Below are 26,877 nucleotides of genomic sequence, written 5' to 3' on the forward strand. Positions count from 1 at the left end.
CAGCCCGCCCGGCAGCACGCCTTCACGCTTCAGGGATGTGGCAACGCAGCCCTCCATAACGGAGTAGATATGCAGCAGGCCCGCCCGGATTTCCTCCGCAGTGCGGCTCTCTTCCTCATTGACCCGCATCACCTCGCTGATGCCCAGCCCGGTCTCCCGGCAGTGCTCCAGCAGTTCGGCGGCGGTGCGGAACGGCAGCGGCAGTTCCTTTTTTGATTCCTCCAGCTCCTGCTGGGCCGCGTCCTCCTCACCCTCACGCACAATGAACCCGCCGCCCACGGAGAAGAACGTGGCAGTGTGGAGGATCTCGTCCTCGGCATCAAAGACGGTGAACGTCATCCCGTTGGTGTGCCGCGGCAGGATGGTCAGCGGCCGCAGCACCATGTCCTTCACCCCATACGGCAGCGGCACGGCACCGGCCAGCTGGAGCGTCCCGGTGTCGGCGATCGCGGCCAGGCGTTCCTCCACCTCGTCCGGCAGGATCAACTCAGGATGAAACCCCTCCAGCCCCAGCAGGATCGCCGTCATGGTCCCGTGACCGTGTCCCGTCGCCGCGAGCGACCCATACAGATCCACCCGAAGCGAGGCCACACGGTCCAGGGCACCGAAGGATTTCAGCTCCTCCGCGAACACAGCAGCAGCCCGCATCGGCCCCACAGTGTGCGAGGAAGAAGGCCCGATCCCAATAGAGAAAAGGTCAAAGACTCCAACAGCCATTACGGGTATTCCTCACTAAGAGTGTGCGTGGGTTGCGTGGTGGGTAACCGGACTCCGGCAGCATGCGTCTAAGGGAGCGTCACGTCCGCCCAGCGGGCGTCTTCGCGCCCGAGCATGCAGAGGAGTTCAGACCCGACGGGCCTTAAGCCAGCCACCAAGCCCTATCTGGCGCGTTTATAGAACGGGAGATCAACTACTTCGAACGGCTCTGCCTTGCCGCGCAGATCAACCTCCAGTGCTGTGCCGACTTCGGTGAATCCGACGTTGACGTATGCCATGGCGATCGGGTATCCCAGGGTGGGGCTGGGCTGACCGGAGGTGACTTCACCAACGATATTGCCGTCCTTGAGGACCGGGTAATGTGCACGGCCGGCGCGGCGTCCCAGGCCCTTGAGGCCAACGAGCCTGCGGCCGGACGTGCTGCCCGCGCCGGCCTCCTTTTTGGCTGCCAGCGCGGCCTTGCCCACGAAGTCGCCTTCCTTGGAGAGCGCGACGACAGGTCCCAGGCCCGCGGCAAAGGGGTCGCCCTGCAGGGACAGTTCGTTGCCGTACAGCGGCATGCCTGCTTCAAGACGGAGCGAATCGCGGGAGGCGAGGCCGGCGGGAGTCAGCTCCCCTTCGTCAGCGATGGCGACGAGTGCCTGCCAAAGGCCAGCGGCGTCGTCATTGGCCACAAAGATTTCAAACCCGTCCTCGCCGGTGTAGCCCGTGCGGGCGAGCAGGAGGTCCAGTCCGGCGCCGCCCACCAGGATGGGAACCACCACAGCGGCGTAGTACTTCAGCTCCGTCACCAGGTCGTGCTGCGCGGCCGGGACCAGGCGCAGCAGCAGCTCCTGCGCCTTGGGGCCCTGGACGGCGATCAGGGAGGTGGCGGCGGAAGCGTCGTCGACGGTGACTTCGAATCCGGCGGCCCGCTGGGCAAGGGCAGCAGCAACAACCCCGGCGTTACCTGCGTTGGGGACCACCAGGAAAACATCGCTGCCGCCTTCCGAGGTGCCCTCACCTGCAGGGCGGCGGTAGGTAATGAGGTCGTCGATGATGCCGCCGTCCTCATCACAGATCAGCGAGTACTTTGCCTTTCCCACGGGCATGGCGGACATCTTTCCCACCAGGGCGTAGTCCAGGAATGCGGCGGCATCCGGTCCGGTAACCCAGACTTCACCCATGTGGGAGAGGTCAAACAGGCCGGCGGCGTTACGCACCGCATGGTGCTCGGCCAGCTCGGAGCTGTACTTCAGGGGCATCTGCCAGCCGCCGAAGTCGGTGAAGGACGCCCCCAGTTTCTTGTGCTCGTCGTAGAGTGCGGTGTACTTCTCAGTCATGGCGCGGACCTTAGTTCTCGAACTCGGAAAGCGGCGGGCAGGAGCAGATCAGGTTCCGGTCGCCGGCCGCGCCGTCGATGCGGCCCACCGGCGGGAAGTACTTGTCCTGCTTCAGTGCCTTCACTGGGAACACGGCCTGCTCACGCGGGTAGGCGCGGTCCCAGTCACTGCTGATGGCAGCCGCGGCGGTGTGGGGAGCGTTGCGCAGCGGGCTATCAGCAACGGAGAAGTCGCCCTGGGCCACCTGGTCGATTTCACCGCGGATGGAGATCATGGCCTCGATGAAGCGGTCGATCTCGCCGAGGTCCTCGGATTCCGTTGGCTCCACCATCAGGGTGCCCGCAACGGGAAACGCCAAGGTGGGGGCGTGGAAGCCGTAGTCGATGAGGCGCTTGGCCACATCCTCAGCTGTGACGCCGGTCTTGGCCGTGAGCTCACGCAGGTCCAGGATGCACTCGTGGGCCACCAGGCCGCCTTCACCGGTGTACAGGACCGGGAAGAAGTCGTTCAGGCGGGCAGCGACGTAGTTGGCGGCGAGCAAGGCGGACTTGGTGGCCTCGGTCAAACCATGTCCGCCCATCAGCTTCACGTACGCCCAGGAGATGGGGAGCACGCCGGCGGAACCGTACTTGGAGGCGGAGATGGGGACGTCGTTGCCTTCGGTCCAGGTGGCCGCGTTGCCGGGCATAAAGGGCGCCAGGTGCGCCTTCGCAGCGACAGGTCCGACGCCGGGTCCGCCGCCGCCGTGCGGGATGCAGAACGTCTTGTGCAGGTTCAGGTGCGACACGTCGCCACCGAACTTGCCCGGCTGCGCCAAACCGACGAGGGCGTTGAGGTTTGCGCCGTCAATGTAGACCTGGCCGCCGGCAGCGTGGATGGCGTCGCAGACTTCGCGCACGTCGGCGTCATACACGCCGTGCGTTGACGGGTAGGTGATCATGATGCAGGACAGGGCGTCCTTGTTGGCCTCGATCTTGGCGTACAGGTCGGCGTGGTCGATGGTACCGTCGGCGGCGGTGGCCACCACAACCACCTTCATGCCCGCGAGGACAGCGGAAGCGGCGTTGGTGCCGTGCGCCGACGCCGGGATCAGGCAGACGTTGCGCTGCTGGTCGCCGCGCGAGTGGTGGTAGCCGCGGATTGCCAGCAGGCCGGCGAGCTCGCCCTGGGAACCGGCGTTGGGCTGGATGGACACCTGGTCGTAGCCGGTGATCTCCGTGAGCTGCGCTTCGAGGTCCGCGATCAGTTCGCGCCAGCCTTCGGTCTGCGAGTCCGGGGCGAACGGGTGGATGGAGGCGAACTCGGGCCAGGAGATGGCTTCCATCTCGGCTGTGGCGTTCAGCTTCATGGTGCAGGAGCCCAACGGGATCATGGTGCGGTCCAGCGCCAGGTCCCGGTCGCTGAGCTTGCGGATGTAACGGAGGAGCTGGGTCTCCGAACGGTAGGTGTTGAACACGGGGTGCTGCAGGAAGTCGGAGGAGCGTTCGACGGCGGCATCCAGGCCGAACCCATCCACCACCTCAGCCAGCCCGGCACCAAAGGCGGCCAGGACGCCGTCGACAATGTCCGCGGTTGTCGTTTCATCGGTGGAGAAGCCCACCGTGTGCGCGTCGATGCTGCGCAGGTTGATTCCCCTGGCCTCTGCTGCGGCGATGATGCCCGCCGCCTTGCCGGGAACGGAGACCGTGACGGTGTCGAAGAAGCTGGTGTGCACTACCTCCAGGCCGGCGGCCTTGAGCGAAGCGGCAAGGGTCCTGGCGTGGGCGTGGGCGGACTGCGCAATCGCCTTCAGCCCCTGGGGTCCGTGATAGACGGCGTACATTGAGGCCACGATGGCCAGAAGGGCCTGCGCGGTGCAGATGTTCGAGGTGGCCTTCTCGCGGCGGATGTGCTGCTCGCGGGTCTGCAGGGCCAGGCGGTAGGCAGGAGTTCCCGCGGAGTCCTTCGAGACGCCCACCAGCCGTCCGGGCATGGAGCGTTCAAGGCCTTTCTGGACTGCCATGTAGGCGGCGTGCGGGCCGCCGTAGAAGAGCGGGACACCGAAGCGCTGTGCCGAGCCGACGGCGATGTCCGCGCCCTGCTCACCGGGGGGCGTGATGAGGGTCAGCGCGAGCAGGTCGGCCGCGACGGTCACGAGGGCGCCGCGCTGCTTGGCGTCGGCGATCACGGCGCTGTGGTCAAACACCCGGCCGGAAGCCCCGGGCTGCTGCAGGACCACGCCGTTGATGGGGCCGTCGGGCAATCCCGTGGAGAGGTCCGCCACCTCAACCTCGAAGCCGAGTGCCTCGGCGCGGCCCTTCACGATGGCGATGGTCTGCGGCAGGCAGTCGGCGTCCAGCACAGTCTTGCCGTCCCGCACCTCTTTGTTTTTGTTCGCGCGGCGCATCATCAGCACGGCCTCCGCCACGGCGGTGGCTTCATCCAGCAGGGAGGCGTTGGCGATGGGCAGTCCCACCAGGTCCTGGACCATGGTCTGGAAGTTCAGCAGCGCTTCGAGCCGGCCCTGGGAAATCTCGGGCTGATAGGGCGTGTACGCGGTGTACCAGGCCGGGCCTTCGAGGATGTTGCGGCGGATCACCGGCGGCGTGACGGTGTCGTAGTAGCCCTGGCCGATCATCTGCACGGCGGTCTTGTTCTTGGCTGCCAGAGTGCGCAGTTCGGCGAGCGCCTCCACCTCGCTCAGTGCGCCCTTCAGTTCCAGCGCGGAGTCCTGGCGGATGTCCTTGGGGACCGCGGTATCCACCAGCGCGTCCACGGTGTTGTAGCCCACGGCCTTGAGCATGGTGTCGACGTCGGCCTCCCGGCGGGCGCCGATGTGCCGGTCAACGAAGGTGGCAGCAGCCGGGGCGGCAATAGCCGGAGAGGCGGGGGCCGGAGATACAGTCACGGGGAACTCCATAGCTAAGGCGGCATCAGGGTACGCCGCATCGATTCGGGTTCCTCCCCGCTCTGTATTGGACCTGAGAGTTTCCGCGTTGCCTGCATCCGCTGGCCCCGCTTGCACCGTCGGTGAGCACAGCAGTCCAGGTATCCGGGGAACCGGATGCCAGGCGGACGGCCTGCTACTTTCCAGAGTTGCCTCGCCGCGGCGGTACATGGGCCTGTGAGATTCCTGGGGAGGTATTGCTCCTACGGCGCCTGCTTGTACCTTCTGGCAGAACTCTCCCGCCGCAGATCAAAGGCTATTCATTTGGGTTTTCCTGGTGGCCGGCGACGGCCCACACATGCAGTAATTCTCCTATGCCGCGGGCTCAGGAGCAAATACCGGCTAGCCCCTGAGCCTCTCGACGGCGGCCAGGAGTTCGTCGACCTCGGCCTGCCTGTCGCCGGCGTTTCCGGACGGCCCGCTTTCCCACATGGCGTTGAAGTACAACCCGTCCCCCATATACAGGACGGCCTTTGCCATCGCAGCGCCCACGTCCTTGCCGATCAGGTCCAGCCATTGCTGCTGGATGACTGCGAAGCGGCGGCGGGCATCCTCGTGGGCCACCTCGGCGAGTCGCGTCACGGCGACAAAAGAACGGTCCATGGGGGTATCGGACCAGAGGGAGGACCGGATGAAGTAGGCCGCGGCCCCCTCGGGCGCGGCGGCCATGGCTGCGAGGTCATCTCCTGCCAAGCGGTCCAACCGCTCCAGGGTGGCAGTGATCAGCGCTTCCTTGTTGGGGAAGTGGTACAGCAGGCCGCCCTTGGAGACGCCGGCCCGCTTTGCCACCGCATCCAGCGTGGCGGCCCTCTCCCCCACGTCGATCAGGAGTTCTTCAAAGGCATCGAGGACTGCATCTCGCGCTACGGGTTTTCGGGGCATGCCTCCCATCATGCATCGCGGGTATTGGTTTTCTTAACTATACCGTCTGGACGGTATAGTTATTCCATGACACCGTCCACCGCCTCCCAGCAAGCACTCACCCGCACTGCCCCGACGGCCCCGGATCCCACAAGGGGCACGTGGCGCGACTGGCTTGCGCTCGGGCTGCTGATGTTCCCTGTCCTCCTCGTGGCAGTGGACAATACCGCCCTGACGTTTGCGCTGCCGGCAATTGCGCGCACGCTGGAAACCTCGGGAGTGGAGCTGCTGTGGATTGTGGATGCCTATCCGCTGGTGCTGGCTGGATTGCTCGTGGCCATGGGGAGCCTGGGCGACCGGATTGGACGCCGGCGGCTCCTGATCATCGGCAGCATCGGCTTTGCAGCCGTATCAGCAGTAACGGCCTTCGCTCCCAGCGCCGGCTGGCTGATTGCCGGACGCGCGGCCCTGGGTTTCTTCGGCGCCATGCTGATGCCCTCCACACTTTCCCTGATCCGCAACATTTTCGTCGATCCCAACCGCCGGCGGCTGGCCATTGCCATCTGGGCTGCAGGGTTTTCCGGCGGCGCCGCCCTGGGCCCAATATTTGGCGGGTGGCTCGTTGAGCAGTTCTGGTGGGGAGCGATACTCCTGGTGGCCGTGCCCATCATGCTGCCCCTGCTGGCCTTCGGACCCGCATTCATCCCCGAGTCCAAGGACCCAACACCTGGGCGGGTGGATGCGCCGAGCATCCTGCTCTCGCTGCTCACCATGGTTCCGGTGGTCTACGGCATCAAGGAATTCGCCACCGAAGGTGCCGGACCGCTGGCCCTGGGCAGCCTGGCCTTCGGCCTGGCAATGGGTGCCACTTTTGTCCGGCGGCAACAGCGGCTCAAGAGCCCGCTGCTGGACATGTCCTTGTTCCGTAACCGGGTGTTCAGCATGGCCATCACGGCAAACGTCCTGGCCCTGTTCTCCTTCAACGGCTTCATCCTCTTCCTGGCCCAGCACCTACAGCTCCTTGAGGGCATGTCCCCTTCCGCTGCGGGAATGGCAATGATTCCGGCGCTGGTGGCAACCGTCGTGGCGGGCCTTGCGGTGGTGCCGGTAGTGCGGAAGGTCCGGCCGGGTTTCGTAGTGGGCACCGGCCTGGCCATGAGCGCCGCAGGCTACAGCATGGTGACGTTCGGCAGCCATGCCGACGGGCCGGCACTGCTGCTCGCTGCCCTGCTGGTCCTGGCCCTGGGCGTGGGAACGGCCGAAACCATCTCCAATGACCTCATCCTTGGCAGCGTCCCGGCGGAAAAATCGGGGGCAGCCTCGGCGATCTCGGAGACAGGCTATGAGGTGGGCGCACTGCTGGGAACTGCCGTCCTGGGCTCCATCCTGACCGCCTCCTACCAGCAGAACCTGCAGCTTCCTCCCGGAGCGGTTGAAGCCGCCGGCCAGGGCAGTGCGCATGCCAGCGAAACCCTGGCCGGCGCCATGGAACTTGCAGCCGGGTTGCCGGCACCCTTGGCGGACGCCGTCCGCCATGCCGCCGGCTCCGCTTTCGACTCCGGCGTGCACGTCACCGCGGCGATCGGGCTGGTGCTGATGGCGACGGCGGCAGTCCTGGCCGCCGTCGTGCTCCGGAAGGTGCCCAAGGCACAGTAGGGGCGCAGGCTGCATAACGGGCTCGCGCGGGCAGGCATAAACAGCGCCCGGCTCCGGACTTCGTGTCCGGGCCGGGCGCTGAAGGCCGTGCGTGGTGCCCCGCTGGCTAAGCGTCAGGTGCCGTGACGCTCGCCGTCGGCTTCATGGTTTCGGCGTTCACCATCCAGGCGAACTGCTCGAACTTGGCGATGAACTCGTGGAGCAGGTCAGCCGACGTAGGGTCTTCCTCGTCTACTTCATCATGGACCTTCCGCATGGTGCCTACGGCAGCTTCCAGGGCTGCGACAATCCGCTCGATGGCATCCTTGGTGCTAATCAGGCCCGCAGGAAACGGAGCGAGACTGGTGGACTCCGCCACGGTGGAGCTGCGTCCATCCGGGAGGGCATGCAGCGCGCGCATCCGCTCGGCGGTATCGTCGGCAAACTGGCGGGCGGCGTCGATGATCTCGTCCAGCTGCAGGTGCAGGTCGCGGAAGTTGGTTCCCACGATGTTCCAGTGGGCCTGCTTGCCCTGGAGGTGCAGCTCGATCAGGTCCGTCAGCACAGCCTGCAGGTTGTTGGTCAGTGTCGGTGAAGCTTTCATGCGTCCTCCTCGATTGGTCCAGTAATCCCGACGCTACCAGCCCGGCACCGGGCAGAGGACGGTACCTCCGGGAAATTTCTCAGTGAGCTTACTAATTCCTTTTTCCCGACATAAACGAACGCGATTCATATCTCCCCTTGCATCCGGGGCGATGGGACCGCATACTAAATGAACGTCATTCATTTAGTGACCGTCGTCTCACTGGAGTAGCAAACATGATTGAAATTTCCTGCCTCGACGCACCCGCTTCCCTGGCACGGACATCGCCGTCCAGCCGGAAGGCCCTGCGCGTTGGCGTGGTCCAGCACCGGTGGCAAGCTGACAGCGCCGCTGTCGAGGCCGAACTCAACGAGGGCATCAGCCGGGCCGCTGCACTGGGAGCCTCTGTGGTTTTCCTCCCGGAGCTCACGCTGTCGCGCTATCCGGCGGACACGCGGCCGCACAACGATCCGGCAGAGGGGACACACCGTACCCGGCCCTCGGACATCGCCGAAGACCTGCTGACGGGGCCCACCTTCCGCTTCGCCGCAGACGCTGCCCGCCGTCACGGGGTATCGGTCCACGCGTCCCTGTACCAGCGGGCAGAAGACCCGGACGGACAGGACGACGGGCTGGGCCTGAACACGGCCATCCTGGTCTCGCCGGAGGGCGAACTCCTGGCGCGGACCCACAAGCTCCACATCCCCGTCACCGCCGGGTACTACGAGGACAAGTTCTTCCGGAAGGGCCCGGCAGCGGCTGACGCCTACGAAGTGCACGCCCCTGCCGAACTCGAAGGCGCCCGGCTGGGCATGCCCACCTGCTGGGACGAATGGTTTCCTGAGGTGGCCCGGCTGTACTCGCTGGGCGGTGCTGAAATCCTGGTCTACCCCACGGCCATCGGCTCCGAACCGGACCACCCCGATTTTGACACCCAGCCGCTCTGGCAGCAGGTGATCGTAGGAAACGGCATCGCCAACGGGCTGTTTATGATCGCACCCAACCGCTGGGGCAGTGAAGGCACCCTGAACTTCTACGGTTCATCCTTCATCTCCGACCCCTACGGCCGGATCCTCGCCCAGGCACCCCGTGACGCGTCCGCCGTCCTCGTGGCCGACCTGGACCTGGACCAGAGGAAGGACTGGCTGACCCTGTTCCCCTTCCTGGCAACACGCCGTCCGGACACCTACGGCCGCCTCACCGAGCCCGTCCGCCCGAATGAATCCATCGGCGGCGAGCGCGGGTTCGCGGAGGTGTGCTCGTGACCGCCCCCGCGGCACAGCAGGACGCGGCTGTCCCGGCGCAGGCCGGACAGTGGCAAATGCCCGCCGAAACAGCGCCCCAGGAGCGGCTCTGGATGGCGTTTCCCGCCGGCGGCTACACCCTTGGCGAGTCCACTGAGGCTGCCCACGCAGCCAGGTCCACCTGGGCTGCAGTGGCGAACGCCGCCGTCGAATTCCAGCCCGTCACCATGGTGGTGGATCCCGATGACGTCGAAACGGCCGCCGCCTATCTCCACCCTGAGGTTGAGGTACTTGCAGCCCCGCTGAATGATGCGTGGATGCGCGACATCGGCCCCACTTTTGTCCTGGACGGCGCGGGAAACCTTGGCGCCGTGGACTGGGTGTTCAACGGCTGGGGCGCACAGGACTGGGCGCAGTGGGACAAAGATGCCCTGGTCGCCGGCGAGGTGGCTGGCCGCTCCGGGGCACACCACATCGTGTCGGCGCTGGTCAACGAGGGCGGCGGCATCCAGGTCGATGGCCAGGGAACGGTCCTGGTGACGGAAACAGTACAGCTGGATCCCGGACGCAATCCCGGCCTCAGCCGGGCCGACGTCGAGCTGGAACTGGCCCGCACCATCGGCGCCACCCATGTGGTGTGGCTGCCCCGCGGCCTGACCCGGGATTCCGAGCGCTTCGGCACCCGCGGCCACGTGGACATCGTGGCGGCCATCCCCTCGCCCGGCACTCTGCTGGTCCATTCCCAGAGGAATCCCGAACATCCGGACTTCGAGGTATGCCGGGAAGTCATCGACTTCCTGCGCGGCACCACGGACGCGGCCGGCCGGACGTGGAACATCATCGAAGTCCCCGCCCCCGAAACACTCCGGGATGAGGAAGGCTTCGTGGACTACAGCTACATCAACCACGTGGTGGTCAACGGCGGAGTGATCGCCTGCAGCTTCAACGACCCCCAGGACGACAAGGCCCTGCAGATCCTGGCCGAGGCCTACCCCGGACGGCGTATCGTCGCCATTGACGCACGCGAGCTGTTCGCCCGCGGCGGGGGTATCCACTGCATCACCCAGCAGCAGCCTGCTGCCTCCCAGAAAGTGGTGTCATGACAGAAACCATCCGCACCGGGACAACCGCCGCAGGCGGGCATGCTCCCGGTACTGCCCACGGGATCACCCCGAAGGGCCTGAAGGGCGGGCAGCTGGGACTCCTCGCCGTCGTCGTTCTCGGCATTTCCACCATCGCCCCCGCCTACACGCTCACCAGTGCGCTGGGCCCCACCGTCAACGAGGCCGGGCTCCAGCTGCCCGTCATCTTCCTCATCGGGTTCATCCCCATGATCCTGGTATCGCTGGCCTACCGGGAGCTCAACGCCGACTCCCCGGACAGTGGCACCACCTTCACCTGGGTGACCAAGGCTTTTGGCCCCTGGGTGGGCTGGATGGGCGGTTGGGGGCTCCTTGCCGCCAACATCATCGTCCTGTCCAACCTGGCCGGAGTCGCCGTCGACTTCTTCTACCTGTTCCTCTCGCAGCTCACCGGCCAGCCCGGGCTGGCCGACCTGGCGGCCAACAAAGCCTTGAACGTGCTGACCTGCTTTGTGTTCGTGGCCCTGGCGGTCTGGGTCAGCTACCGCGGGATGCACACCACCAAGCTGGTGCAGTACGGCCTTGTGGGGTTCCAGCTGCTGGTCCTTGGCCTGTTCGTGACCATGGCGTTCGCCAACTGGTCCAGCTCCGAAACGGCCATCCCCTTCAGCTGGGAGTGGTTCGATGTCACCAAGATTGAAACCTTCGGCCAGATCGCTGCCGGCATCTCGCTCTCCATCTTCGTGTACTGGGGCTGGGACGTCTGCCTCACCGTGAACGAGGAAACGGCTAACGGCAAGAAGACCTCCGGCCTGGCCGGCACCCTCACCGCCGTCATCGTCCTGGCCATCTACCTGCTGGTCAGCATCGCCACCATGATGTTCGCCGGCGTCGGAGACACCGGCAACGGCCTGAACAACACGGAAATCCACGAGAACATCTTCACAGCCCTGGCCTCGCCCATCATGGGCCCGTTCGCCATCCTGATGTCCCTTGCAGTGCTCTCAAGTTCCGCTGCCTCCCTGCAGTCCACGTTTATGTCGCCCTCGCGCAGCCTGCTGGCCATGGGCCACTACGGTGCCCTGCCAAAGCCGTTCAGCCGGATCAGCACGAAGTTTGCAACACCGGGCTTCGCCACCGTCGCGGCGGGCGTTACGTCGGCGGGATTCTACGCCGTGATGCACGTGGTCAGCGAAAACGTCCTCAATGACACCATCCTGGCCCTGGGCCTGATGATCTGCTTCTACTACGGCCTGACGGCCCTGGCTTGCGCCTGGTACTTCCGGCACAGCGTCTTCACCAGCGCCCGCAACTTCGTCCTGCGGCTCCTGTGCCCGGTGCTGGGCGGGGTGGGCCTGTTCGTAGTGTTCTTACAGACGGCCGTGGACAGCTGGGCGCCTGAGTTCGGCAGCGGCTCTGAGGTCTTCGGCGTGGGGCTGGTCTTTGTCCTTGGGGTAGGCATCCTGGCCCTGGGTGCGGTGTTCATGCTCATCATGGCCCGGCTGCATCCAGGCTTCTTCCGCGGCGAAACCCTTAAGCGGGATACTCCGGCCCTGGTTGTCCCGGAGTAGCCCCTAACAGCAGCGCACACAAAAGGTGCCGCACCCCCGATCGTTGGGGATGCGGCACCTTTTGGGTGGTGTCACCAGAAGTGCGCCACGTCCACAATCAGCCGTGAGCCGGATCCCGGGCCATCGAGCGTGAACACACGGTAGGGCAGCCGGGCGCGGACGCCCAGACCGATGGTTGTGTAACCTTCAAAGCTGCCCGCCCAGGCGAGTTGACGGAAGGTCTGGTAGCCGTTGACGTTGGACAGTTCGGCCTGGTTGGCCGGGCTGTACGTGGCATTGCCGTTGTCGTCGTAGGACGGGGCGGTCACCGTGACCTGGAGGAACGCCTGCCCCCGGAGAGGAACCGGATTTCCGGAACCGTCCTGTGTCACGGTGTGGACGTAGCGAGCTTTGTAGCCGGCAACATCACCTTTAAGGTCAATCACCATCCGGTCGAAGCAGTAGTGCTGCCCGGTCCGGATGTTGGTGACGGCGGCGGCGCTCATGGTTTCAACGGCTTTCGCCTTCGAACCCCATTGGAGACCGCAATACGATGTGGTTGCCGAGGCGGGCCCCGGAACCAGAATTCCCAGCCCGACAGCCATTAAGAGCGCCGTGAGCCAGATGAGGAGCTTTTTCATTGTGGTGCCATCCATGTTTGGTGGAGCGGTTGGATAGCTCAAGCGTAGGAGCGCAGGACTGCCGAAACGAGGGTTGTGGCCGCTTCGGCGCGCAACCGTGAGGAAGCCAGGATCCGCATCACGCGGCAGTAAATCCGGGGCCTTTTTGCCGCCGTCCTTAACCGTTCCGGTGCCGTTTCTGGACCCGGCCGTTATGCCGGATAACGGTGCCGGAAAGACGAAACAGCGCCGGACGCCCAATGGAGTGTCCGGCGCTGTTCTTCGTACGGAATTTCAGCCTTCGCAATCGCGGCAGTACTTCATGCCGTTCTTTTCGCGGGCCACCTGGGACCGGTGGCGGACCAGGAAGCAGGAGGAGCAGGTGAACTCATCTGACTGCTCCGGAACAACGATGACTGTCAGTTCCTCGTTGGAAAGGTCGGCGCCGGGCAGGTCGATACCCTCGGCCGTGTCATTTTCATCGAGGTCGATCACTGCCGTCTGCGCGTTGCCGCCACGGGAGGCTTGCAGGGCCTCCAGGGAGTCGGCGGGAGACTCTTCTTCTTGCTTGCGTGGAGCATCGTAATCGGTAGCCATTGCATGTTCACTTTCGTTGCTGCACAGCGCCATTTCAGGCACCTCAGTGAAGCAGTTTAGGTCATTATGCCCTCACGAGCGCAAAAGTGTGCTCAACCAGACATACTGCCCGGTTCCGCCGCAGATATCAGGTGCTTTTCCCGCGCTTGGTCTGCTCCGACAGCCACGCCGCTGAGAGCCGGAAGCCAGCCCCACCGCGTCGCATCTGCCATGGCATCTGCAGCTTGGCCGGGAGTGTCGCAGTAAAAGGTATCCGCGAACCAGGCCTGGATACGGGCTGGAAAGTTAGCTGTCATGCCCCCGACCGTACGCAGCCAATGTTGTGGCCGGGTTTCGTCCCTGTCTCGCGGACATTAATCCTGTTCTCCCGTTGAAAGCGGATGCGGCCTTGGATTCGGGACGGCCGCGGCCGAAAGAAGAGGCTATTGACCGGCCCGGGGAACTGCTCCTAAACTCCGGGCATCGGGATCCCCTGTGAGTAGTTTTCGCCCTTTGACCCGGAAGCATCAGCGATGGCCACAGTTCATCACCACGATCCGGAACGTGACGTCCAGCAGTCACTGCATGAGTTGCGAGTGCGGCTGCAGGGACCCTTAATCGAGCCACAGGATCCGCTGTACGAGGAAGCCCGGGCCGTATGGAACGGCATGGTCGATCTCCGCCCACGAGCCATCGCAGAGGCTGGGGCAGTCTCGGACATTGACGTTGTTCTGGATACTGCGCGGCGCAGCGGGCTGGCGCTGGCGGTCCGCGGCGGAGGGCACAACATTGCCGGCCACGGAACTGTTGACGGCGGCCTGGTGCTGGACTTGGGATCACTCCGAGCTGTCCAGGTGGACTCTGAACGACGGCTCGTCACCGTTGAGCCGGGAGCTACCCTGGCTGATGTGGACCGGGCAACGGCCGCACAGGGGCTGGCTGTTCCGCTGGGGGTCATCAGTGGAACAGGGGTGGCAGGACTCACCCTTGGCGGCGGGGTGGGCTGGCTGACCCGGACAGGAGGCCTGAGCCTGGACAACCTCGAAGCCGCGGACATCGTCACCGCCGCAGGCGAACACCTGCACGCCAGCGCGGACGAGAACGCGGAACTGTTCTGGGGGCTGCGCGGCGGTGGCGGAAACTTCGGCGTCGTATCCTCTTTCACTTTCCGCGCCCATCCTCTGCCGGCGGCACCCTTGGGCGGCAACCTCTTCTACCGGCAACAGCACTGGAAGCACGCCCTGCTGGCCTTCGATGCCTGGACCCGGGACCTGCCCGATGAGATGAACCCGATCATCTCCTTCCTGGTCTTTCCGCCCGATTTCGGCATGGGCGACGAGCCCTGGATGATTTGTGGATTCGCCTGGGCCGGCGACGACCACCAGGCCGGCCTCAACCTCGTTGACCAGCTCCGGGCCGATGCCCCGCCTGACGAGGAGGAAGTGGGGCCCACGTCGTGGCTGGACTGGCAGAGCGCCATGGACGCGGTGTTCCCCAAGGGCTCACGCGGCTACTGGAAGAACGTTTCGTTTTCGCGGCTGGACGAGGAGGTGGCCGACGTCGTGGTGGGTTTCGCCTCCGAGCTGGCGTGGCAGGGAACCGGTATCGACATCCACCACTTGGAGGGCGCGTTCGGGCGGGTCCCGGAGGAGGCAACAGCGTTTCCGAACCGGTCGGCGCGTTACTGGCTGAACGTTTACGGGTTCTGGCGTGAGGCCGCCGAGGACGAGCGGCTGACCGCCTTCGCCCGCAAGGCCTACGCCCTGATGCGGCCGTTCGCTGAGCAGGGGGAATACGTCAACTTCCTGGGGGCGGAGCTGGGCATCAAGGAGGCGGACGCCGCGCGGAGTGCCTACGGCCAGGATAAGTACCAGCGCCTCGTGGCACTCAAGGACCGCTATGATCCGCAGAATCTCCTGCGCCTGAACCACAACATCCCGCCGACGCAGGCGTGACACGTCCCTCAGGATGGACAGCCGCTCTGAGCCCCCTGTCGGATTCGAACCGACGACCCCCGCTTTACAAGAGCGGTGCTCTGGCCAACTGAGCTAAGGAGGCGTGCCCTTGCGGGCCAGCGCCTGAACGGCGCTAGATAAGGTTAGCCCAAGTCTTCCCGGTGGTAAAAACGCCGCCTCAGTTCCGGCACGGAAGAAGCGGGCAACGGGAAAAGCCCGCCTCCGGAAGCGTTCCGGAGGCGGGCCCCTCATGTTCGGCGGAGACCGTTAGGCCTTGGCGTCGATGGCCGCCTGGATCTCAGCGTTCAAGTCGGTTGCGCCGTCCCACTGCTTGCCGTCAATGAAGACGGTAGGCGTACCGGTGATACCCGTGTTCGCTGCCAGCTCGGTGGAGTACTTCACGTAAGGGCGGAAGGTCTTGTCGTCCACGCAGCTGTTGATGTCCGCACCGATGTCACTGGCAAGGGACTTCAGCTTGTCGTCAGAGAGTCCGGCTCCGCCTTCGGCAGGCTGGTTGGCAAAAAGAACGTCCACATATTCGGCGTACTTTTCCGGTGCCTTGTCGGCTACGCAGGCGGCAGCGTTGGCGGCGCGTGAGGAGTAGTTGGTGCTGGACTGGCGGTCCAGGAAGCCCAGCGGACGGTACTCCATGCTGATCTTGCCTTCATTACGGAGCGTGGTGAGGGCTTCGTTGTAGGTGTTTTCGAACCGCAGGCAGACCGGGCAGATGAAGTCGATGTAGGCAATCACCTTCACGGGCTGGCCGGCCTCGGCCTCGGCGCCAGGTGCCACCACCGGGCTGGGCTGTGCATCCGGCTTGGCCGGCAGGTTGGCCATGTTCACCGTCGCCGGGTCTGTCTTCTTGACTTCGGTGTTGGCCAGGAGGGTCACGCCACCGTTGACGTTGGCGCTGGCAGGCACCGGACCCTGGTCTGCGATGGGCGTGTTCTGCCGGATGCCCGTCGTCACCACCAGCGCGATCACCGCCAGGATGGCCACAACGGCCACCACAATTCCCCACCCGATCAGCAGCTTGTTGCGCTTGTCCTTTTTCAGCTGGGCTTCACGGATCAGCCGCGCTTTCTCGCGGGCCTCCGCGGTTCGCTCAGCTTTGGACTTACGTACTTCGTTTGCGGGGCTCATGTGTTCCTTGGGTCGATTGACGAGGGGGACCAATTCGTGGCAACCCCATTATTTTAGGGGAGAAAGCTGAGAGCTTGCCTTTTCAAGTATTCTGCCGGATTGACCAACGGACGAATAGCATGGAAGATTCCGTCCCGTTAGGGTGGGCTGAGAGGCACAAGCAACCCCAGGGGGCCGCAATGCAAACACCCGTCCAGGAAAAACCTGCCACCGCAGCCGGGTCCGGCGCCGCCGGCTCCGGCCGCAGCGGGAAAACAAAGTATGACTTCATGGTGGTCTCGAACAGGCTGCCCGTTGACCGCTGCGCCCCGGGCGAAAGCGGCGACGACGGCTCCGGGTGGCGCCGGTCCCCCGGCGGCCTGGTGACGGCACTGGCGCCGATGATGACCAAGACCGACGGCGCGTGGGTGGGCTGGCACGGCGCCCCGGATGAGACGGTGGAACCGTTCAGCCACGGCGGCATGGACCTGGTTCCGGTCCAGCTGAGCGCTGACGACGTAGAGCTCTACTACGAGGGTTTCTCCAACGCCACACTGTGGCCGCTCTACCATGACGTCATCGCCCCGCCGGAATTCCACCGGACGTGGTGGGATGCCTACCGCACGGTCAACAGAAGGTTCGCCGACGCCGTCGTACGCCATGCTGACGATGGCGCCACTGTGTGGATCCAGGACTACCAGCTGCAGCTGGTGCCACGGATGCTTCGGGAGGCGCGGCCGGACCTCCGGATCGGCTTCTTCAACCACATCCCGTTCCCCCCGCCGGAGATCTTCGCCCAGCTGCCCTGGCGCCAGGCCATCATCGACGGCCTCCTCGGCGCGGACCTGGTGGGCTTCCAGCGGCCCAGCGACGCCGGAAACTTCATGCGCTCCGCCCGGCGCTTTCTGGGCGCCAGCGTCAAGCAGCAGCAGGTACACGTTAAGGGCCAGGACGGGGAAATTACCCACATCGCCCGCGCCCAGGCGTTCCCCATTTCCATCGACGTCCAGCAAATCATGGAGCTGGCCCAAAAGCCCGAGATCATTGAGCGCGCGCGCCAGATCCGCCAGGACCTCGGCAACCCGAAAACCATCCTGCTCGGCGTGGACCGCCTCGACTACACCAAAGGCATCCGGCACCGGCTGAAGGCGTTCGAGGAACTCCTGGCCGACGGCAAGCTGTCCGTTGGTGATGCCACGCTGATCCAGGTGGCCAGCCCCAGCCGCGAACGCGTTGAACAGTACCGGCTCCTGCGGGAGGAGGTTGAGGGCACGGTAGGCCACATCAACGGCACCTACGACACCCTCGAGAATACCGCGGTCCGCTACCTGCACCACAGCTACCCTGTGGAGGAGATGGTGGCCCTGTACCTGGCAGCGGACGTCATGCTGGTAACCGCCCTGCGGGACGGCATGAACCTGGTGGCCAAGGAGTACGTCACGGCCCGCACCAACAACGACGGCGCCCTGGTGCTCAGCGAGTTCGCCGGCGCGGCCGACCAGCTCAAGCAGGCGCTGCTGATGAACCCGCACGACATCGATGGCTTGAAGGGCGCGATCATGCGGGCTGTGGAGCTGCCGCCCAGGGATGCCTCGCGGCGGATGCGGGCCATGCGTAAGCAGATCCTTGAGCACGACGTGGACTACTGGTCTGCCGAGTTCCTCCGGGCCCTTGAGGAGAAGGCGGTCCGTGATGACTCCTGAGGACCGGGCCGGCAACGGGAAATTGGCACTGACTCCTGAGCTTCGCGAGGCCCTTCGGCGCGTCGCTGCGACGGATCACTTGCTGGTGGCTATGGACTTCGACGGCACCATGGCTCCCATCGTGGGCCACGCCGACGACGCCCGCCCCCTTCCCCGCGCCGCCACGGCGTTCGCCGGCCTCGCCGTGCTGCCGAGAACGACGACGGCGCTCATCTCCGGACGCGCCCTCGCGAGCCTGCGCACGGTCGCGTCGCCCCCGGTGGACACCCTCCTGATTGGCAGCCACGGGGCAGAGGCCTGGCTGGGGCCGGGATCGACCGGACTGACGCTCGATGAGGAGCAACAGGCCCTGCTTGCCGAGGTCCGCAGCATCCTTGCGGAAATCGTCGAGGAGGCACCAGGCACCAGGCTGGAGGACAAGCCCGCCGGGGTGGTCCTGCACACGCGACTGGCGGACGACGACGTGGCGCAGGACGCGGTATCCGCCGCGCGCTCGGTACTGGAGGGCCGCAAGGGCGTCTTCCTCAAGGACGGGAAGCGCGTCCTGGAAACCTCTGTGGTCAACGCTTCCAAGGGCGAGGGCGTTACCTTCCTTCGCCAGGTCACCGGGGCCACCGCCGTCCTGTTTGCCGGCGACGACACGACGGACGAGGATGCGCTGGCCCGGCTGGAGCCCGGGGACGTGGGCGTGAAGGTGGGCCTGGACTTCACCCAGGCCCAGTACCGCGTGGAGGCACCGGTGCACGTGGCGGAGATGCTGGAAGTGCTGCTTCAGGAGCGGAGCCTTGCTGTTGCCGAGGAAGACCAACAGGGCTTTCAGGGCAAAAGTTGAGCAAAGTCATATGTGACGTCCGTAACATTTGCAACTAAAAGCACAACATCTGACATACTCTAGCTTGTGATGTGGCGCACAAGTACCGTGCGGCGTCACTCGACGCTCTCGAACCCCGGTTGAAGAACGTTTGCAGCACAAAACTGAACAAACATGAACCATTCACAACGGATCGTCCGGCACGTACCTGCCGGTGAAGGGATTGATAACTGTGGCTACAGTTACTTTTGATAACGCTACGCGTCTGTACCCGGGCACAGAAAAGCCCGCCGTCGACAAGCTCAACATCGACATCGCCGATGGCGAATTCCTCGTCCTCGTTGGACCCTCCGGTTGCGGCAAGTCCACCTCCCTGCGCATGCTCGCAGGCCTTGAGGACGTCAACGCAGGCCGTATCCTCATCGGCGACCGCGACGTCACCGACGTTCCGCCGAAGGACCGCGACATCGCGATGGTTTTCCAGAACTACGCGCTGTACCCGCACATGACTGTGGCCGACAACATGGGCTTCGCCCTGAAGATCGCCGGCGTCTCCAAGGAAGAGCGCGCCGAGCGCGTCCGTGAAGCTGCCAAGCTCCTTGACCTCGAGCCCTACCTGGACCGCAAGCCGAAGGCACTCTCCGGTGGCCAGCGCCAGCGTGTTGCCATGGGCCGCGCCATCGTCCGTAACCCGCAGGTCTTCCTCATGGATGAGCCGCTTTCCAACCTGGATGCCAAGCTCCGTGTGCAGACCCGCACCCAGATCGCATCCCTGACCCGCCGACTGGGCGTCACCACTGTCTACGTGACGCACGACCAGGTCGAGGCAATGACCATGGGCGACCGCGTCGCTGTGCTGAAGGACGGCCTGCTGATGCAGGTGGACACCCCGCGCAACCTGTACGACAAGCCCAAGAACGTCTTCGTGGCCGGCTTCATCGGCTCCCCCGCCATGAACTTGCTCGAACTGCCGGTCGTCGACGGCGGCGTGCAGTTCGGCGGCACGGTTTACCCGGTACCGCGCGACGTCCTCCAGGAAGCACATGGCTCCACCGTGACGCTGGGCTCCCGCCCGGAGGACCTTGAGACCGCTCCGCACGGCGAAGGCCTGAAGGTAGAGGTCGACGTCGTCGAGGAACTGGGTGCCGACGCTTACGTCTACGGCCACACCACCCTTGACGGCAAGGACCACGACATCGTGGCACGTGTCGACGGCCGCCGCCCCCCGATGAAGGGCGAGTCCATCTACGTCCGTCCGCAGTCGGGCCACGTGCACCTGTTCGACACCAAGACCGGCCTGCGCCTGGGCGACTAGTCCCCACCGCATAAACCGACGGCGGCCCTCCTTAACTGGACGGCCGCCGTCGGCCTTTAACCGTGCCGGCAGAAGAATTAGCTGGCCACGCCTACGTACGGAAGAATTGACCCATGACCGAGGAATACAGCGCCCAGTGGCACGACGAACCCACCGACTATGGGCAGGTGGGGAAGCTGCCCCGGTTCGTGGCGGCGAGTGCGGACGACGGCAAGCTCGCTTCGGTCTCCAGTTCGCTGAACATTACGGCAGCAGCGGCTGATCCTGAACTGCTTGACCTGCCGTGGCACATCGCGCTGGAGGACTGGCCAGCGGAGAACCTGGCTGCCCTCCCCCGCGGCATTTCCCGGCACATCGTCCGCTTTGCCCACCTCGGCGGCTCGGTGATCGCCATCAAGGAAACCTCGGAGCACGTCGCCCGGCATGAATACCACATGCTCCGCAAACTGGCACGGCTGGATGTTCCCTGCGTCGAGCCCGTCGCCGTCATCACCGGCCGCACCACCTTGGACGGCAGGCCGCTGAACCCGGTGCTGGTCACCAGGCACCTGAAGTTCTCCATGCCGTACCGCGCCCTGTTCTCGCAGATGCTCCGCAAGGACACGCTCACCCGCCTCATCGATGCGCAGGCGCTGCTGATGGTGCGGCTGCACCTGATTGGCTTCTACTGGGGCGACGTCTCGTTGTCCAACACCCTGTTCCGCCGCGACGCCGGGGCATTCGCCGCCTACCTGGTGGACGCCGAAACCGGTGAGTTGTATCCGGACCTGTCCACGGGCCAGCGCGAGTACGACCTGGAAATCGCACGCGTGAACATCGCCGGCGAGCTGATGGACCTGCTGGACGGCGGGCTGATCGAGGAAAAGGTTGACCCCGTGGCCACGAGCGAGCTGATCATGGACAGCTACCGCCGTCTGTGGGCAGAACTGACGGAGAAGGAGTCCTTCGAACTCGGTGAGCGGTGGCGCGTGAGTGCCAGGATCCGCCGGCTCAACGAACTCGGCTTCGACGTCGAGGAATACGCCATCAAGACCACCCAGAACGGGTCCACCATCCAGCTGCAGCCCAAAGTGGTGGACGCCGGACACCACCAGCGGCGGCTCCTGCGGCTTACGGGCATCGACGCGCAGGAAAACCAGGCCCGCCGGCTCCTTAATGACATGGACTCCTTCCGGGCGGACAACAACCCGGACATGGACGAGGAATACAGCGCCCACCTCTGGGTCAGCCAGATCTTCGAGCCGATCGTCAGGTCCATCCCGCGGGACCTTTCCGGGAAGCTGGAGCCCGCCGAAGTGGTGCATGAGGTCCTGGAGCACCGCTGGTACATGTCCGAAAAGCAGGAACGGCACATCCCCCTGGCCGAGGCCGTCCAGTCCTACATCGACTCCATCCTCCGGCACCGCCGGGACGAGGCCGCGATCATGCTTAACCCGGACACCGGGCTGCTGAAGATCCTCGAGGTGGAAACTGAAGAGTCCCGCTACGGCGCAGACGAGTCGATCGAGGAATACCCGGACTCGGACGACTAAGGCTAGATTGCCTTGCCGGGATTCAGGATGCCGGCAGGGTCAAACAGTTCCTTGATCCTGCGCTGGAACTCCCGGACCGGTTCCGGCTGCTCCTGGCCCAGCCACCGCAGTTTGTACTGCCCCACGCCGTGTTCCCCGGTAATGGTTCCACCCATTTGCAGGGCTGCGGTGATGGATTCATCAAGGACCTGCTGGAGCCTCGCCATGGCGGCGGTATCCACCATGCTGTCCTTCCGGTCTATCCAGAAGGTGGGGTGCAGGTTGCCGTCGCCCGCGTGGGCCACCACCTTGAGGTGCACGCCGTGGCTGGCGGCCATGGCCTCAAGGGCAGCGACGTAGTCAACCAGCCGGGAGCGGGGCACGGCGACGTCCTCTCCCACCCGGTACTCATCATCCACTTCCACGCCCCTGCTGTGCCGTCTGAGCTCCACCAGCCGTTCTGCCTCCGCGCTGGCTTCCGTGGTGACAGTTGCCCCGCCGGCCTTCAGGACCTCCCGGACCACTTCCGCCTCGGCTGCGGCACCGAAGCCGTCCGTCTGGACCAGGAGCAGGGACTTGCCGCGTGCCGTAAGGTCCGATCCGTGGATCTCATCCAGCTGGGCCAGCGTACCGCCGTCGAGCAATTCCATGATGGCGGGCTGCACCCGTGCCCTGCCTACGGCAAGGACCCCGGCCGCGGCGAGACGGAAGTCCGGGTAGAAAGCGGCTACGGTTTGCACTTCCCGGGGAAGATACTTCAGGCGCACGGTCACGCTCACCACAATGCCAAGTGTTCCCTCCGAGCCGACGAACAGGCCGGTCAGGTCATAGCCGGCTACGCCCTTGAAGGTCTGGTGGCCGGTATGGATGAGGGAGCCGTCAGCCAGCACGACGTCCAGCGCAAGGACAGAGTCCCTGGTGACCCCGTATTTGGCGCACCGCAGGCCGCCTGCGTTGGTGGCAACGTTGCCGCCGATGGTCGAGGTGCGGAAACTGGCTGGATCCGGCGCGTACATCAGGCCATGCACCGCTGCCGCCTCATTGAGCACGGCATTGATGACCCCCGGTTGCACCACTGCTGTTTCGTCGTCAGGATTCAGGTCCAGGATCTGGTCCATGCGTTCGAGGGACAGGATGATGCAGCCCCGGGTGGCATGGGCACCGCCGGAGACTCCGGTCCCGGCGCCCCGAGGCACGATCGGCACTGCACTGTCCGCACAGATCCGCACCACAGCCTGTACGTCCCGCACTGACTCCGGGAACACCACCGCCAGCGGGAGCTGGTAGTCGAGGATGGGCGCCTGGTCCACCGCGTACCGGCTGAGGGTCGCTTCCGCACGGTCCACCTGGCCGGCCGCCAGTACGGTCTCCAGCTCCTCAACTACGCTTCCCACGAAGCCTCCATCCGTCGTCGCACACGTCCCACCAGTGTAGGACGGTGCTGTGGGGCGGCAGCGCGAAGGGCTCCGCTGGCGGTAGTAAGCGTTTGAAAAACTCTTGCAAGCGCTTCCAGTGCCTGACCTGCGAAAAGGCTGATTCTGAGCGGCTGCCCCTGTCTTCGGGTGTGGAAGCGTTTCCATAATCGGCGGCAAAGCGTCTAAGCTTACTTCCATGTCTGTCGAAACTGTGACGCTCACCACCACTCCCCGAACCGGGCCGCTGACCCTGGTCCACCAAGAGGACAGCCAGCCCGGCTGGTGGCGCTCCGCCGTGATTTACCAGGTCTACCCCCGCTCGTTCCGTGACCTCAACGGCGACGGCGTGGGGGACATTGCGGGCATCACAGAGGAACTGCCGCACCTGGCGGACCTCGGAGTCGACGCTGTATGGTTGTCCCCCTTCTACCGCTCCCCCCAGCGCGACGCCGGCTACGACGTCAGCGACTACTGCGACGTGGACCCGATCTTCGGCACCCTCGGTGACTTCGACGTCATGATGGCCGAATCCCACCGGCTGGGCCTGCGCGTCATCGTGGACCTGGTGCCCAACCACTGCTCGGACCAGCACCCGTTGTTCCAGGCAGCCCTCGCGGCGCCGGCCGGCAGCCCGGAACGGGAGATGTTTATCTTCCGCGACGGCCTTGGACCTGGCGGCCATGAACCGCCCAATAACTGGCAGTCCCACTTCGGCGGACCAGCCTGGACCCGAGTGACCGGGCCGGACGGCCAGCCGGAGCAGTGGTACCTGCACCTTTTTGATTCATCCCAGCCTGACTTCAACTGGGACAACCCCGCCGTCCGCACCGAATTCGAACGGATTCTCCGGTTCTGGCTGGACCGCGGCGTTTCCGGCTTCCGCGTGGACGTGGCCCACGCGCTGGTTAAGGCCCCGGGGCTCCCCGCGTGGGGAGGTCGGGCCGACGGCGGAAGTTCGGACGGATTCCCGGGCCATGAGGCACCGATGTTCGGCCAGCCGGCCATCCACGGGATCTACCGTGAGTGGCGCAGGATCCTGGACCAGTACGGCCCGGACCGGATTCTTTGTGCAGAGGCCAGCGTTGACCTCCCCCGGCTTGCGGAGTGGGTCAGGCCGGACGAGATGCACCAGGCCTTCAACTTTCCGTACCTGCACGCAGGGCTTGACGTATACCGGCTGCGTTCGGTCATCACGGACTCCCTGACGGTCTTGGACGCCGTCGGCGCTCCCAGCACCTGGGTGCTTTCCAATCACGACGTCGTCCGGCACGCCAGCCGCTTCGGCTATAACGGGCATGGGCCCCGCGATGGTGACGGCATCGGCCCCGCAGATCCGCAGCCGGATACGGCCTTGGGCCGGCACCGGGCCGCTGCTGCCTCGCTGTTTATGCTCGGGCTTCCGGGGGCGGCCTATGTCTACCAGGGTGAGGAGCTTGGACTTCCGGACGGCATCGACATCCCTGAGCACCTTCGCCAGGACCCCACGTTCGCCAGAACTGGCGGGGAACGGCTGGGCCGGGACGGCTGCCGGGTTCCGTTGCCATGGCGCGCCAACGAGCGCCACCTTGGATTTGGTTCCGGGAGCGACCCCTGGCTGCCGCTGCCTTCCTCGTTCAACGGACTGGCACGGGACGTACAGGCCGAATCGCCGTCGTCGCACCTCGCCCTGTACCGGCGCATGTTGGCCGTCCGCCGCGAGCTGGACCTGGGTCGTGGGTCATTGGCGTGGGCGGAGGATTGGTGCACCGGTTCATCCCTGGCGTATGTCAACGGCACTACGCTGGTGCTTATGAACCTTAACCACGAGCCGCTGGAAATGCCCGCGGGCCAGGTCCTCGTCCGCAGCACATCAACAGCCTCGGGTCTCCTTGCGTCCGGCGAAACCGCCTGGATCAGGATTGGATCGGACACCTCAGCAGAGTGAGCATGGCGGGCATCAAGGATGTTGCTGACAAGGCGGGCCTGTCCGTGGCCACCGTTTCGAGGGCGCTGAGCGGTAAACCGAATGTCTCGGCAAAGAGCCGGAAACTGGCGCTGGAGGCGGCAGGGGAACTGGGGTTTGTCCCGTCCTATCACGCCTCCAGCCTTGCCTCCGGGCGGAACCACAACATTGGCCTCGTGGTTCCCGCCATCCATCGCTGGTACTTCTCGTCGGTTCTCGAGGGTGTATCTGAAGTCCTTCTGGACGCCGGCTACGACCTGACCCTCTACAACGTGGGCCACGAGCCGGAGCATCGTCACCGCGTGCTCAACGATTTCCTGCTCCGGAAACGCCTCGATGCGGTAATCGCCGTGGCCCTGGTGCTCAGCGATGCGGAGATCCAGCAGCTGCTGGCCGTTCATCGCCCCATTGTGGGCATCGGCGGCGCCTTGCCCGGTGCTTCTACCATCAGGATCGACGACGAGCGGCTGGCCCGTATGGCCACCGACCACCTGGTACGGCTCGGGCACACCCGGATAGCCCATGTCACCGGCAACGCGGCCCTCGACCAGGACTTCAAGCTGCCGGGTATCAGGCACGCGGGCTATCAGAAAGCCATGGCGGCCGCCGGCTTGGAGGTCCGCCCAGAATGGCAGATCGCCGCCGACTTCACTGTCCAGGGCGCATACACGGCTGCCCGCCGGCTACTAGGCACTACCGCGGAACGCCCCACAGCGGTGTTCGCGGCGTCGGACGAGATGGCCGTGGGCACCATCCTCGCCGCCCGGGACTTCGGCTTACAGGTTCCACGCGATCTCTCGGTGGTGGGCATGGACGGCCACGAATTGGGTGAAACGTTCGGCCTGACGACGATCGACCAGGACCCCCGCGGACAGGGCGCTTTGGCCGCCAGGACAGCCCTGCAGCTGCTTGAGTCCGCGAGAGAACGCGACGGAGCCCAGGTATCGCCGGATGCTGACCAGGAGTACCCGACCGAGTTCGTCATCAGGACCAGCACGGCGGTGCCGCCGGCCTGACTGGGGCAGTTGCCTTGACGCCAATTCCGTTGACCTCAAACTGCGGGGCCTGACGTAGGATTTTGGGACTGCGTCAGGCTTTGGCCATGTCGGCCTCAGGGACGCCCATAAACCGGCAATACTTGGCAAGAATCATCGGCCAGGCGGCAAGGTACCGTGCGCGCTCTGCGGCCGGGTTCTCGGCCCCTTCCCAGCCCTCGTGGAACACCCGTACTTCCGTGCCGTCCGCCACTGCCCGGAAGACCACCAGCAGTTCGGTGGACCACAGTGCGCTGGAGCCGGGATGCCACGTCGCGTGGAAGGACATCGGCGGTTGCCAGTCGTCGAGGGTGCCCCAGATGCTGGTCCGGCCGTCGTCAGCTGTTTCAAGGATGAGGTTTTCCTCGAACTCCACATAGGACCCCGAGCCGTACACGCCGAACGTATCCAAGGGCCACCAAAGGTGCGTGTGGTCGGTGAAGCCGGCGAAGGCGTGAGCCACGCTTCCGGGCACAACCACTGTGTTGACCACAGGTTCGAGGAGCTCGATGGGACTCTTGTCATTGCTTCCGAAGGGTTCGTGGCCGTGGCTGAAGAGGCTGTCCATGGTGTTCAACTCTACCCGCGCCATCCCTCCCCAACGCCCCATCACCTCCTGCGCCCTTCCCGCTCACGCCCCATCACCTCCTGCGGCTTTTCGTCCAACCCTCCATCAGCTTCCACGGGTGTTGGCGTGGCGGGCGGGCGTTTGGCGGGGTGTTCGACGGCGGTGCTGCTGCGGGAGGTGAAGGCGGGTCCCGCGTTTGCTGCGGGAGGTGGTGGCGGGTTGCGGCGTTTGGTGCGGGAGGTGCTGGCGGGTTGCACCAGGGGCGGGATCTGGCCGGGGTGCCGTGGCGCCTTGGTGTTTTGTTTGTTAAATGCGGCAGGGCCCTGACGTCGTTTGTCAGGGCCCTGCTCGTAATGGTTGTCCGGCGGTGACCTACTCTCCCACA

The 26,877-nt window shown here is 65.1% G+C and carries 22 protein-coding genes, 1 tRNA gene and 1 riboswitch; of the genes, 11 read left to right on the forward strand and 12 right to left on the reverse strand.

Annotated features, from left to right (window positions below):
• The 4 genes from AC5RV1_RS19430 to AC5RV1_RS19445 form a co-directional block, all read right to left on the reverse strand.
• The coding region (locus tag AC5RV1_RS19430) for a serine dehydratase beta chain (RefSeq protein ID WP_493995692.1) at positions 1-717 on the reverse strand (717 nt) is incomplete at its 3' end.
• Between the two features lie 161 nt (positions 718-878).
• The gene (gcvT, locus tag AC5RV1_RS19435; RefSeq protein WP_493995693.1) at positions 879-2,039 is read right to left on the reverse strand and encodes a glycine cleavage system aminomethyltransferase GcvT; all 1,161 of its coding nucleotides are present in this window, start codon (positions 2,037-2,039) and stop codon (positions 879-881) included.
• Between the two features lie 10 nt (positions 2,040-2,049).
• Positions 2,050-4,938, reverse strand: a complete 2,889-nt coding sequence (gene gcvP / locus AC5RV1_RS19440) for an aminomethyl-transferring glycine dehydrogenase (RefSeq protein WP_493995694.1) — start codon at positions 4,936-4,938, stop codon at positions 2,050-2,052.
• A gap of 180 nt (positions 4,939-5,118) precedes the next feature.
• Positions 5,119-5,217, reverse strand: a riboswitch (glycine riboswitch).
• Positions 5,218-5,307: 90 nt separating this feature from the next.
• Positions 5,308-5,847 carry a TetR/AcrR family transcriptional regulator gene (locus AC5RV1_RS19445; protein WP_493948991.1) on the reverse strand — a complete coding sequence of 180 codons (540 nt, stop codon included), beginning with the start codon at positions 5,845-5,847 and terminating at the stop codon, positions 5,308-5,310.
• A gap of 66 nt (positions 5,848-5,913) precedes the next feature.
• On the opposite strand from AC5RV1_RS19445, the gene AC5RV1_RS19450 reads away from it, so the two are divergent.
• Positions 5,914-7,482: an MFS transporter gene (locus AC5RV1_RS19450; protein ID WP_493995695.1), complete on the forward strand. Its 1,569-nt coding sequence runs from the start codon at positions 5,914-5,916 to the stop codon at positions 7,480-7,482.
• Positions 7,483-7,588: 106 nt separating this feature from the next.
• Here the strand turns inward: AC5RV1_RS19450 and AC5RV1_RS19455 are convergent, their stop codons facing one another.
• A complete protein-coding gene (locus AC5RV1_RS19455) occupies positions 7,589-8,065 on the reverse strand; it encodes a Dps family protein (RefSeq protein ID WP_493948989.1) in 477 nt (158 codons plus the stop codon).
• 215 nt (positions 8,066-8,280) lie between these two features.
• Here AC5RV1_RS19455 and AC5RV1_RS19460 point away from each other — a divergent pair, with 215 nt between their 5' ends.
• From AC5RV1_RS19460 to AC5RV1_RS19470, 3 genes are read left to right on the forward strand one after another with little or no spacing between them, the layout of a single operon-like run.
• Complete coding sequence (locus tag AC5RV1_RS19460; RefSeq protein WP_493948988.1) at positions 8,281-9,309, forward strand: nitrilase-related carbon-nitrogen hydrolase; 1,029 nt, start codon at positions 8,281-8,283, stop codon at positions 9,307-9,309.
• 56 nt (positions 9,310-9,365) lie between these two features.
• Entirely contained in the window at positions 9,366-10,391 is a 1,026-nt protein-coding gene (locus AC5RV1_RS19465; RefSeq protein WP_493949078.1) for an agmatine deiminase family protein, read from the forward strand.
• The gene (locus AC5RV1_RS19470) at positions 10,388-11,941 is read left to right on the forward strand and encodes an APC family permease (protein WP_493995696.1); all 1,554 of its coding nucleotides are present in this window, start codon (positions 10,388-10,390) and stop codon (positions 11,939-11,941) included. The genes AC5RV1_RS19465 and AC5RV1_RS19470 overlap by 4 nt, the downstream gene beginning before the upstream one ends.
• A 71-nt stretch (positions 11,942-12,012) precedes the next feature.
• Here AC5RV1_RS19470 and AC5RV1_RS19475 read toward each other — a convergent pair whose 3' ends face one another.
• On the reverse strand, positions 12,013-12,561 hold the full coding sequence (locus AC5RV1_RS19475) for an AMIN-like domain-containing (lipo)protein (protein ID WP_493995697.1): 549 nt from the start codon (positions 12,559-12,561) through the stop codon (positions 12,013-12,015).
• A 273-nt stretch (positions 12,562-12,834) separates the two neighbouring features.
• Positions 12,835-13,137, reverse strand: coding sequence for a DUF4193 domain-containing protein (locus AC5RV1_RS19480; RefSeq protein WP_163165722.1), 303 nt, complete (start codon positions 13,135-13,137; stop codon positions 12,835-12,837).
• 512 nt (positions 13,138-13,649) lie between these two features.
• Here AC5RV1_RS19480 and AC5RV1_RS19485 point away from each other — a divergent pair.
• Positions 13,650-15,071: an FAD-binding oxidoreductase gene (locus tag AC5RV1_RS19485; protein WP_493995698.1), complete on the forward strand. Its 1,422-nt coding sequence runs from the start codon at positions 13,650-13,652 to the stop codon at positions 15,069-15,071.
• Positions 15,072-15,100: 29 nt separating this feature from the next.
• On the opposite strand, the gene AC5RV1_RS19490 is transcribed toward AC5RV1_RS19485, so the two are convergent.
• Positions 15,101-15,174, reverse strand: a tRNA-Thr gene (locus AC5RV1_RS19490).
• Positions 15,175-15,338: 164 nt separating this feature from the next.
• A complete protein-coding gene (locus AC5RV1_RS19495) occupies positions 15,339-16,214 on the reverse strand; it encodes a DsbA family protein (RefSeq protein ID WP_493995699.1) in 876 nt (291 codons plus the stop codon).
• Between the two features lie 179 nt (positions 16,215-16,393).
• On the opposite strand from AC5RV1_RS19495, the gene AC5RV1_RS19500 reads away from it, so the two are divergent.
• From AC5RV1_RS19500 to AC5RV1_RS19515, 4 genes are all read left to right on the forward strand, one after another.
• Complete coding sequence (locus AC5RV1_RS19500) at positions 16,394-17,896, forward strand: alpha,alpha-trehalose-phosphate synthase (UDP-forming) (protein ID WP_493995700.1); 1,503 nt, start codon at positions 16,394-16,396, stop codon at positions 17,894-17,896.
• The gene (gene otsB / locus AC5RV1_RS19505) at positions 17,886-18,728 is read left to right on the forward strand and encodes a trehalose-phosphatase (protein ID WP_493995701.1); all 843 of its coding nucleotides are present in this window, start codon (positions 17,886-17,888) and stop codon (positions 18,726-18,728) included. The genes AC5RV1_RS19500 and otsB overlap by 11 nt, the downstream gene beginning before the upstream one ends.
• 211 nt (positions 18,729-18,939) lie before the next feature.
• Positions 18,940-20,022: an ABC transporter ATP-binding protein gene (locus AC5RV1_RS19510; protein ID WP_050056295.1), complete on the forward strand. Its 1,083-nt coding sequence runs from the start codon at positions 18,940-18,942 to the stop codon at positions 20,020-20,022.
• Positions 20,023-20,135: 113 nt separating this feature from the next.
• A complete protein-coding gene (locus tag AC5RV1_RS19515; RefSeq protein WP_493948981.1) occupies positions 20,136-21,554 on the forward strand; it encodes a DUF4032 domain-containing protein in 1,419 nt (472 codons plus the stop codon).
• 2 nt (positions 21,555-21,556) lie between these two features.
• Here AC5RV1_RS19515 and AC5RV1_RS19520 read toward each other — a convergent pair whose 3' ends face one another.
• Positions 21,557-22,927, reverse strand: a complete 1,371-nt coding sequence (locus AC5RV1_RS19520) for an FAD-binding oxidoreductase (protein WP_493995702.1) — start codon at positions 22,925-22,927, stop codon at positions 21,557-21,559.
• Between the two features lie 217 nt (positions 22,928-23,144).
• On the opposite strand from AC5RV1_RS19520, the gene AC5RV1_RS19525 reads away from it, so the two are divergent.
• Entirely contained in the window at positions 23,145-24,872 is a 1,728-nt protein-coding gene (locus AC5RV1_RS19525; RefSeq protein WP_493995703.1) for a glycoside hydrolase family 13 protein, read from the forward strand.
• A 2-nt stretch (positions 24,873-24,874) separates the two neighbouring features.
• A complete protein-coding gene (locus tag AC5RV1_RS19530; RefSeq protein WP_493995704.1) occupies positions 24,875-25,906 on the forward strand; it encodes a LacI family DNA-binding transcriptional regulator in 1,032 nt (343 codons plus the stop codon).
• Between the two features lie 73 nt (positions 25,907-25,979).
• Here AC5RV1_RS19530 and AC5RV1_RS19535 read toward each other — a convergent pair whose 3' ends face one another.
• Both AC5RV1_RS19535 and AC5RV1_RS19540 read right to left on the reverse strand, forming a co-directional pair.
• Positions 25,980-26,492 carry an SRPBCC family protein gene (locus tag AC5RV1_RS19535; protein WP_493995705.1) on the reverse strand — a complete coding sequence of 171 codons (513 nt, stop codon included), beginning with the start codon at positions 26,490-26,492 and terminating at the stop codon, positions 25,980-25,982.
• A gap of 41 nt (positions 26,493-26,533) precedes the next feature.
• On the reverse strand, positions 26,534-26,877 hold a 344-nt coding region (locus AC5RV1_RS19540), incomplete at its 5' end, for a hypothetical protein (protein ID WP_493995706.1).

This window comes from Arthrobacter sp. Hb9-2 (genome assembly GCF_059091165.1).

What these genes read in the sequence shown, in the direction of transcription:
- gcvT (WP_493995693.1), bottom strand. Translation starts at nt 2,039, where the DNA reads ATGACTGAGAAGTACACCGCACTCTACGACGAGCACAAGAAACTGGGG.
- gcvP (WP_493995694.1), bottom strand. Translation starts at nt 4,938, where the DNA reads ATGGAGTTCCCCGTGACTGTATCTCCGGCCCCCGCCTCTCCGGCTATT.
- AC5RV1_RS19445 (WP_493948991.1), bottom strand. Translation starts at nt 5,847, where the DNA reads ATGCCCCGAAAACCCGTAGCGCGAGATGCAGTCCTCGATGCCTTTGAA.
- AC5RV1_RS19450 (WP_493995695.1), top strand. Translation starts at nt 5,914, where the DNA reads ATGACACCGTCCACCGCCTCCCAGCAAGCACTCACCCGCACTGCCCCG.
- AC5RV1_RS19455 (WP_493948989.1), bottom strand. Translation starts at nt 8,065, where the DNA reads ATGAAAGCTTCACCGACACTGACCAACAACCTGCAGGCTGTGCTGACG.
- AC5RV1_RS19460 (WP_493948988.1), top strand. Translation starts at nt 8,281, where the DNA reads ATGATTGAAATTTCCTGCCTCGACGCACCCGCTTCCCTGGCACGGACA.
- AC5RV1_RS19465 (WP_493949078.1), top strand. Translation starts at nt 9,366, where the DNA reads ATGCCCGCCGAAACAGCGCCCCAGGAGCGGCTCTGGATGGCGTTTCCC.
- AC5RV1_RS19470 (WP_493995696.1), top strand. Translation starts at nt 10,388, where the DNA reads ATGACAGAAACCATCCGCACCGGGACAACCGCCGCAGGCGGGCATGCT.
- AC5RV1_RS19475 (WP_493995697.1), bottom strand. Translation starts at nt 12,561, where the DNA reads ATGAAAAAGCTCCTCATCTGGCTCACGGCGCTCTTAATGGCTGTCGGG.
- AC5RV1_RS19480 (WP_163165722.1), bottom strand. Translation starts at nt 13,137, where the DNA reads ATGGCTACCGATTACGATGCTCCACGCAAGCAAGAAGAAGAGTCTCCC.
- AC5RV1_RS19485 (WP_493995698.1), top strand. Translation starts at nt 13,650, where the DNA reads ATGGCCACAGTTCATCACCACGATCCGGAACGTGACGTCCAGCAGTCA.
- AC5RV1_RS19495 (WP_493995699.1), bottom strand. Translation starts at nt 16,214, where the DNA reads ATGAGCCCCGCAAACGAAGTACGTAAGTCCAAAGCTGAGCGAACCGCG.
- AC5RV1_RS19500 (WP_493995700.1), top strand. Translation starts at nt 16,394, where the DNA reads ATGCAAACACCCGTCCAGGAAAAACCTGCCACCGCAGCCGGGTCCGGC.
- otsB (WP_493995701.1), top strand. Translation starts at nt 17,886, where the DNA reads ATGACTCCTGAGGACCGGGCCGGCAACGGGAAATTGGCACTGACTCCT.
- AC5RV1_RS19515 (WP_493948981.1), top strand. Translation starts at nt 20,136, where the DNA reads ATGACCGAGGAATACAGCGCCCAGTGGCACGACGAACCCACCGACTAT.
- AC5RV1_RS19525 (WP_493995703.1), top strand. Translation starts at nt 23,145, where the DNA reads ATGTCTGTCGAAACTGTGACGCTCACCACCACTCCCCGAACCGGGCCG.
- AC5RV1_RS19530 (WP_493995704.1), top strand. Translation starts at nt 24,875, where the DNA reads ATGGCGGGCATCAAGGATGTTGCTGACAAGGCGGGCCTGTCCGTGGCC.
- AC5RV1_RS19535 (WP_493995705.1), bottom strand. Translation starts at nt 26,492, where the DNA reads ATGGACAGCCTCTTCAGCCACGGCCACGAACCCTTCGGAAGCAATGAC.